Origin of the sequence: Pyxidicoccus sp. MSG2, from assembly GCF_026626705.1 — a bacterium.
Classification (GTDB): domain Bacteria; phylum Myxococcota; class Myxococcia; order Myxococcales; family Myxococcaceae; genus Myxococcus.
This window is the reverse complement of the sequence record NZ_JAPNKC010000001.1, coordinates 8,351,856-8,357,858: the sequence shown is the minus strand read 5'-3', so window position 1 is coordinate 8,357,858 and position 6,003 is coordinate 8,351,856. Positions and strand designations below refer to the sequence as shown.

Annotated in this window: 5 protein-coding genes; all 5 read left to right on the top strand. The window is 72.6% G+C overall.

Translation table 11 applies throughout. The annotated features are described in order from the left end of the window. Positions 1 to 410: 410 nt before the first annotated feature. The 5 genes from OV427_RS32855 to OV427_RS32835 all read left to right on the top strand — a co-directional run bounded on the left by OV427_RS32855 (position 411) and on the right by OV427_RS32835 (position 5,870). Positions 411 to 2,513 (top strand): ATP-binding protein, encoded by a 2,103-nt coding sequence (locus OV427_RS32855; RefSeq protein WP_267860161.1) that lies wholly within the window; start codon positions 411 to 413, stop codon positions 2,511 to 2,513. After that, on the top strand, positions 2,503 to 3,873 hold the full coding sequence (locus OV427_RS32850) for a sigma-54-dependent transcriptional regulator (RefSeq protein WP_267860160.1): 1,371 nt from the start codon (positions 2,503 to 2,505) through the stop codon (positions 3,871 to 3,873). Before OV427_RS32855 ends, OV427_RS32850 begins: the two co-directional genes overlap by 11 nt. Before the next feature lie 90 nt (positions 3,874 to 3,963). Next, positions 3,964 to 4,491, top strand: a complete 528-nt coding sequence (locus OV427_RS32845) for an OmpA family protein (RefSeq protein WP_267860159.1) — start codon at positions 3,964 to 3,966, stop codon at positions 4,489 to 4,491. 27 nt (positions 4,492 to 4,518) lie between these two features. Continuing rightward, positions 4,519 to 5,331, top strand: coding sequence for a DUF3014 domain-containing protein (locus tag OV427_RS32840; protein ID WP_267860158.1), 813 nt, complete (start codon positions 4,519 to 4,521; stop codon positions 5,329 to 5,331). Next, complete coding sequence (locus OV427_RS32835) at positions 5,328 to 5,870, top strand: MarR family winged helix-turn-helix transcriptional regulator (protein WP_267860157.1); 543 nt, start codon at positions 5,328 to 5,330, stop codon at positions 5,868 to 5,870. Before OV427_RS32840 ends, OV427_RS32835 begins: the two co-directional genes overlap by 4 nt. The last annotated feature ends 133 nt before the right edge of the window (positions 5,871 to 6,003 follow it).

Below are 6,003 nucleotides of genomic sequence, written 5' to 3'. Positions count from 1 at the left end.
AGAAGGTCGAGAATACGCCACAATGAGGCCGGCACCTCGAACCTGGCCGCCTGTCACCGGCCGTGAAGTCCACGCTGGCAAGCCTGGCTCTTCAACCCCGGCCTCCTCGACGTGGACCGGGGAAGGGATGGAATGGCGCAGCCGCTCCGCGAGCACGGCACGCGGACATGCCCCACGGCCAGGCCAGGCACTTCCCGGGCACCGCCAGGAATTGACCCGACGGGCCGGCCGGGGGCCTGGCGAGCGAGGCGGGGCGCCCCTGTCCGCAGGCGGGCCGCCCCGACGACGCTGGCAGAATGCCAGCCGGGTGTTGCGCTTTACGAGGGCTCCCGGGCGCCGAGCGCCGCACCCCAGGCGGGGGAACGGCTGGCATCGCGCTTGCGTTGTGCAGCCGTCTGGCCCCTCCTCCGATGCAACGCCCCCTCGTCCCCATCCTCCTGCTGTTGATGGCCCTGGCCAGCGTGGCGGGCGGTGCGGTGTGGTTCATCCAGCGGGACCGCCAGGCGCTCGTCGAGCAGTTCGGCCAGGAGCGGCACGCCCAGCTGGAGGAGGCCGCCAGCGGCGTCTCCAAGTCCCTGGAGGACCTGGGGGACAACCTGCGCTTCGCGAGCGAGCTGCTCGCCCAGCCGGGCTCCGCCGGAGACCACCGCCGGGAGCTGCGTGCCCTGCTGGAGGCCGTGGGACAGTACCGGGCCATCGCCGTGCTCGGGCCGGATGGCGGCGAGCTGCTCACCCTGGTGGACAATCGGTCGCGCCACCTGCCGGCCGATGCCGTCCGCCCTCCGGCCCTGGCGGACACCGCGCGCCAGGCGCTCACGGCGCCGCCGGGGAGCATCGTCGCGTCCCACCCGCTGGGCTCCTCCGCCTCCGGGTGGATGCGCGTGTTCGCCATCCCCATCCCCACCGACGGGGGCGGCGGCGCCGTCGCCATCCTCGTGGACACCGAGCCCCTCTTCGCGCCGCTGCGCCTGGTGACGGTGGATGAGAACACCCGGCTGCTGCTGCTCGGCGTCCACGGCACCCCCGCCCCCATGAGCGACCCGACCCTGGCCTCCTGGTACGCGCGCCTGGAGGAGGCCGGGAGCACGCACGTGCCCGGCCTGCGCGCGCTGGTGGAGCGCATGCGCGGCGGCGAGTCCGGGACGCTGAGGCTCGACGAGGCCGAGGCGGACCGGCTCGGCCTGGGGCCGGCCGACGTGGTGGCCACCTTCATGCCCCTGCGCATGAGCGGCGAGTCCTCCTGGTCCGTCGCCACGCTCTCCTCCACGCGGGCGCTGCGCACCCACGAGCGCACCCTCGTCCTGCGCCTGTCCCTGGCGGCGCTCCTCGTCGCCGTCTTCCTGGTGACGTTCGGCGCGTACGTCGTGCTCGCCAACCGCCGCGCCGTGCAGCTTCGCGAGAGCCGCCGCCATGCCGCCCAGCTCGCGCACCTGCACGAGAAGACACAGAAGATTCTCGACCACATCCCCACCGGCGTCCTCGCCCTGAGCCACGAGGGCCGCATCAGCGCGGTGAACCAGGCCCTCCGCTCGCGCCTGCCCGCCACCGTGCTGGGCAGCAGCCTCGCCGAGGCCTTTCCGGACGCGCCCTCCGCCGTGGTGAAGCAGCTCGAAGCGCTGGTGGCGTCCGCGCGCGAGGGCGGCGGCGTCCGGAGCCTGCATGGGGAGCCACTCAACCTCTTCAGCGAGAAGGGGCAGTACAACGTCCACGCGGTGCCGCTGGAGCACCGGGATGGCGAGGTCCGCTCCCTGCTGGTGCTGGAGGACCTGAGCAACGTGCGCATGCTGGAGGACCAGCTCTTGCGCGCGGAGAAGCTGGCCACGGTGGGCGTGCTCGCAGCGGGCGTGGCCCACGAGATTGGCACTCCGCTGGGCATCATCCGCGGGCACGCCGAGTACATGCTCCAGAAGGCGGGCGGGACGGAGCATCCCCAGGGCCGGGGCCTCGGCGCCATCGTCACCCAGATTGACAGGGTGAGCCGCATCATCCGCCAGCTCCTGGACCTCTCGCGCCTGCAGCCCGCCAGGGCTCGCGCCATCTCGCTCGCGCCCGTGGTGCGCGGCCTCCAGGAGCTGCTCCACGTGGAGGCGGAGCGCCGGCGCGTGCGGTTCGAGGTCGACGTGCCCGAGCGGCTCCCTGCCCTCGCGGCCGACGCGGACCAGCTCCAGCAGGTGCTGCTCAACCTCACCCTCAATGCCTGTGATGCATGCAGCGCCGGAGGCTCCGTGAGGCTGAGCGCGGGCGAGAGTCCGGAGGCGGGCGTGGTGGAAATCCGAATCCAGGACGATGGCCGCGGCATCGCCCCGGAGCACCTGCACCAGGTGTTCGACCCCTTCTTCACCACCAAGAAGCGGGGCCAGGGCACGGGCCTGGGCCTCACCATGGTGGCGCAGATCGTCCGCAACCACGGCGGCCGCGTCGAGGTGGACAGCAAGCCCGGCCTGGGCACCCTCGTCATGCTGCGGTGGCCCACGGCCGCCGTCCCCGGTTTGGAGGAGCGACATGCCGTCTAGCGCGCGCATCCTCGTGGTGGATGACCACGAGGAGATGGGGCAGATGATGCAGGCACCGCTCGAGGACGCGGGCTACCGGGTGGACCTGGCAACGGGCGGAGCGGACGCCATCGCCCAGCTCCGCGCCCGCCTCTACGACGTGGTGCTGTGCGATTTGCGCATGGAGGACGTGGACGGGATGGACGTGCTGGCGGCGGCGCGGAAGCTCGACCCCGAGCTGCCGGTGCTGCTGATGACCGCCTTCGGCGCGGTGGAGAGCGCGGTGGAGGCGATGAAGCGCGGCGCGTACCACTACCTCACCAAGCCCTTCCGCCTGGACGAGGTGCTCCTCTACGTCGGGCGCGCGGTGGAGGAGCGGCGCCTGCGCGCCGAGCACCGCGACCTCAAGCGGCAGGTGGCCGACCGCAGCGGCCTGGGCTCGCTCATCGGCCGCGGCGCTTCCATGCAGGCGCTCTACGCGCTCATCGAACGCGTGGCCCAATCCGGCGCCCCGGTGCTGGTGCGCGGCGAGAGCGGCAGCGGCAAGGAGCTCGTCGCCCGGGCACTGCACTCGGAGGGGCCCCGGCGGCCCGGGCCCTTCGTGGCGGTCAACTGCACCGCGCTGCCCCACGCGCTGCTGGAGAGCGAGCTGTTCGGCCACCTCAAGGGTGCCTTCACCGGCGCCACCACCGCGCGCCGGGGCCTCTTCGTCGAGGCGGACGGCGGCACGCTCTTCCTCGATGAAATCGGGGACATGCCGCCCGAGCTCCAGGCGAAGCTCTTGCGCGTGCTGGAGGACGGCGAGGTGCGGGCCGTGGGGGCGGACGGCTCTCGCAGCGTGGACGTGCGCGTCATCGCCGCCACCCACCAGGATTTGGAGGCCCGGGTGAAGGAGGGCCGCTTCCGGGCGGACCTCTTCTACCGGCTCAACGTGGTGTCGCTGCGGATTCCTCCGCTGCGCGAGCGGCCCGAGGACATTCCCATGCTCGTCGAGCACTTCGTGGCCCGGGCACGCACCCGCAACCCGCGCTCCCCCGTCACCGCGCTGGACCCGGACGTGGTCGCCGCGCTCGCGCGCATGCCCTGGGCCGGCAACGTGCGCGAGCTGGAGAACCTCATCGAACGCCTGGTGGTGCTCGGCAGTCAGTCCACCGTGGACCTGTCGCTCCTGCGGCATCACGCCTCGGGGGGTGCACTGGAACCCCACCCGCTGGCCGCGGCCTACGAGCAGGTGGTGCCACTGCGGCAGCTCGAGAGCGAGTACATCGCCTGGGTGGTCGCCCGCTGCGGAGGCAACAAGACGCGCGCGGCGGAGCTGCTGGGGATTGATGTCTCCACCATTCACAGACGGCGCTCCGACACCGGCATTTCGCAACGCTAGGACGCTGCGCTTTGCCATCCTCGGAGGCGGCTTCGCGAGTCCCTCCAGAGAGCACCTCTCGCGGCATGGGCCTTGCTCAAACAGCAGGGCATGACCCGCACCCTCCTCTGCCTCTTCCTGACGGCCGGCCTCGTCGGTTGTGCGAGCCGCGCCGCCAACAGCTCCACCTCCCACGCCGGTCCCCCGCCGACCGCCTCCGCGCCCGCGACGCCGCGGCATGACGACTCCTCCCGCCCGGCCTCCGGGGAGGAGACCGAAGCGCTGCTGGCGCTCACCTCCGCGCCCATCTACTTCTCGCTCGACTCCGCCACGCTCGCACCCGAAGCGCGTGACGGGCTGGAGCACGTCGCCCAGGCCCTGCGCCAGCGCTCGCTCGCGAAGGTGACGGTGTCGGGCCACACCTGCGAGCTGGGCACCACCGAGTACAACATCGCGCTGGGGCAGCGCCGCGCCGACATCGTGCGCGCCTACCTCGTGCGCCTGGGCGTCGAGCCCCAGCGCATCGCCGTCGTGTCCTATGGCGAGGAGCGGCCGGCGGACGTGAATACCCCGGAGAAGAACCGCCGCGCCGAGCTCTCCTTCCGCCTGGCCGAGCAGGCCCGCGCGGGCGAGCTGTAGCCCTTCCCTCCCCGCCCGAGAACACCCATGAACACCCCTGAGAACGCGCCCACGCCGTCGTCCGTCCCATCCACCCGTTCCTCTCGCGGGCCGCTGGTGGCCACCGCCCTGGTCGTGGTGCTGCTCGTCGGAGGCGTGGCCGCATACCTGCTGCGCGCGCCCGAGCCCGCCCCCGCGCCCGCCCCGGTGCCCGAGCAGGCGGCACCCGTCGCGGCCGTCCCCGCCCCTCCAGCGGTGCAGCTGTCCGGAACCGACCCGCGCGTGAGGGAGCTGCTGCGTGGACTCTCCAGCGACGCGGACTTCCTGCGCTGGCTGTCCGCCGAGGACCTCGTCCGCCGCTTCACCGCCGCCACGAACCTCGTCGCCGAGGGACAGAGCCCGCGTGCGCCGCTGTCCTTCATGGCGCCCACCGGAGGCTTTCGCGTCGTGAAGCGCGCCGGGCGGACCGTCATGGCGCCGGAGGGACAGGCCCGCTACGACGGCGTCGTCCGGGCCCTGGCCTCGGTGGACGTGAAGGGCGTGCAGCGCGTGTACCAGGAGCTCGAGCCGCTGCTGGACGCGGCCCACGCGGAGATGGCCCCGCCCGGGCGGAGCCTGAAGCAGGCCCTGGCCCAGGCCATTGGCAGGCTCACCCGCGTCGAGGTGCCTCGCGGCCCGGTGGAGCTCACCCCGAAGGGCGCGCTCTACGTCTATGCGGACCCGCGCCTGGAGGCCCTGGGCGGCGCCGAGAAGCACCTGCTGCGCATGGGGCCGGAGAACATGCGCAAGGTGCAGGCGAAGCTCTCGGAGCTGGCCGGAGCCCTGGGCCTGCCTTCACCCGAGCAGGCCGGGCAGCCATGACCCGTGAAACCCCGGTGGGTCAGCCCCTGCCCATGAAGGCGAGGCGTGTCGCCACGGCCCGCTCCACGGGCGCCGTGCCCGCGCAGCCGGACCTGGGCGAGGTGCTGGAGTTCATGCGGCTGCTGTGGGCGGTGGCCCAGGGCCTGAGCACCGCCTCGAAGGGAATGGAGGCCGTGCTGGGACTGACGGACCTCCAGCGGCTGGTGCTCCAGTTGGTGGAGCAGTCCCCTGGCATCACCGCCACCCGGCTCGCGAGCGTCCTCCACGTCCACCCCAGCACCCTCACCGGCGTGGTGAAGCGGCTGGTGAAGCGAGGCTATCTGGTGCGCCAGGACGACCCGGGTGACATGCGCCGGGCGCTGCTCTTCGTGACCGGGCCGGGAAGCGCGCTGGTCATCCCAGCCACCGGCACCGTCGAGGCCGCCACCCAGCGGCTGCTCCTGCGCATGCCAGCGGAGTCCCTGACGGAGGCGCGGGAGCTGCTCACCGCGCTCTCCGAGGAGCTGCACCGCGTGGAGCCGCCTGGCGGCGAGCGCTGACCCAGAACATGCCGCGGAGGGTCGGCTGCGGGCCGGAGAACAGGGACACCGCCGCGCGCACCGTGGAGTCATCCACCTCAATTGCTATTGTATCTAAGATGCAATTCAGTGGACAGATTGGCGCGCGCTGATG